We start from the raw sequence: 1,780 nt of genomic DNA on the forward strand, positions 1-1,780 counted from the left end.
GTCGATCAGGTTGAGCACGAAATCCTTGTCACGCAGCACATAGAGCTGAAACCAGAACGGCTTCGTGGTAACCGAGGCGACATCCTCGATCGAGCAGATGCTCATCGTCGACAAGGTAAACGGCACGCCGAATTCCTCCGCCGCCTGCGCCGCCAGCATCTCGCCATTGGCGTGCTGCATGCCGGTCATGCCGGTTGGCGCCAATGCCACCGGCATAGACACTTTTTCGCCGATCATCGTCGATGCCAGCGAACGGTTGTCCATGTCGACGAGGACGCGCTGGCGGAACTTGATCTTCTGGAAATCCTCCTCGTTGGCCCGATACGTGCTTTCGGTCCACGAACCGGAATCGGCATAGTCGAAGAACATCTTCGGCACACGCCGGCGTGCGAGGTCCTTGAGGTCGGCGATGGTCAGGATCTGGCTCATGGGCTTCCCGTTTCGATAGCTAGGAGCGTTTGCGTGCTGGTTCTGTATCGGTGGCGTCAACGCGCTGTTTCAACCTCAGCCGCGAGACGCGCTGCCAGTCGCCGCTGCGCTCGGCCTCCGCCATCGACCGTTCGACATAGGTGATGTGGTCCATCGCCGCCTGGCGGGCGGTGGCCGGGTCGCCGGCCTTCACCGCCGCATGGATCGCCCGGTGCTGCGCGAGCAGGGCGTCGCGCGCGCCGGGTACGGTGAACACCAGCAGCCGGTTCTGGAACACGCCCTCCGACAGCAGCCGATAACAGGAGCGCAGCGTGTGCAAAAGGATGATGTTGTGTGCGCATTCGCAGATCGCGTGGTGGAACTCGACGTCGATCTCGGCCTCGTCGTCGAAGTCGCCGGTCCGGTGCGCATCGTCCATGCGTGCCATGATCTTGTCGAGCAGCGCCATGTCGTCTGGGGTGGCGCGCCGTGCCGCATATTCAGCCGCAACCCCTTCGATCTCGCGGCGGTATTCCAGATAGTCGGTCACTGCCTTGCGGTGCATCGAGATCAGGTCCGTCACCGGTTTGGTGAAGAGCTGGCCGATGACATCGGCGACATGCGTGCCGCCGCCGGGCCTTGTCGTCAAAAGGCCGCGTCCTTCCAGTGCCTTCAGGGCGTCACGCAGGATCGGCCGCGATACGTCGAACTGGCGTGCAAGCTCGCGCTCGCCCGGCAGCCGGTCGCCGGTGCGCAGCACGCCTTCGAGGATGAGGCTCTCGATCTGCTGCACCACCTCGTCGGCGGTGCGCGAATGCTCGATCCTGGAAAAAATGTCGCTCAACAGAATGCCTGGAAGGTGAACCGGTGCCGCAGAATAGAGCCTGCCTCGCCAACTGGTCAAATTATTTATCCAATTGACAAAAAGCAGGCCGATTTCCCGCCCGATCCCGTGATCTTCGGCTAACTTTGCCGTTTGCGTCGTCAGGCCATTGGCACTAGAGGGACGCGAGTGCAAGCGGGTTCAAGGAAACCCCCGGGGAACAAGCCGTGTCAGACGACCCGTCCGATCTCGAATTCCAGCCGCGCGCCAAGGGCAGCGTCATGGGCTTTCCCGCGCATGAGGGCCGGCCCGGCGCACTCGGCGAGGTTCATGCCCGGCCGCATCCGCTGATCGAAAAGCCACGCGTCCTGATGCAACTCGCCTTCATGACGGAGGGCGGCTCCGGCGTCGACCACGCGGTGCTTTCCGAACTGTCGCGGCGCCTCGGCATCGCCGCGCCCGACCGCCAGGCCCGCCACCATGCCATGAAATGGGGCAAGGGCTCGCTGCGCTGGGAGCGGCACACCGAATTCTCGACCTATTTGTGGG

The 1,780-nt window shown here is 63.3% G+C and carries 3 protein-coding genes; 1 reads left to right on the plus strand and 2 read right to left on the minus strand.

Going from position 1 to position 1,780, the window contains the following annotated elements:
• The coding region (locus ENZ75_RS30745; RefSeq protein ID WP_206617139.1) for an alpha-hydroxy-acid oxidizing protein at window positions 1-429 on the minus strand (429 nt) is incomplete at its 3' end.
• A 19-nt stretch (window positions 430-448) separates the two neighbouring features.
• Entirely contained in the window at window positions 449-1,252 is an 804-nt protein-coding gene (locus ENZ75_RS30750; protein WP_032808722.1) for an FCD domain-containing protein, read from the minus strand.
• A gap of 206 nt (window positions 1,253-1,458) precedes the next feature.
• Between ENZ75_RS30750 and ENZ75_RS30755 the strand changes: the two genes are divergently transcribed.
• A partial coding sequence (locus ENZ75_RS30755) for a DUF3422 family protein (protein WP_128278584.1) occupies window positions 1,459-1,780 on the plus strand: 322 nt, incomplete at its 3' end.

This window comes from Mesorhizobium sp. M7A.F.Ca.CA.002.04.1.1 (assembly GCF_004022805.1).
Classification (GTDB): Bacteria; Pseudomonadota; Alphaproteobacteria; order Rhizobiales; family Rhizobiaceae; genus Mesorhizobium; species Mesorhizobium ciceri.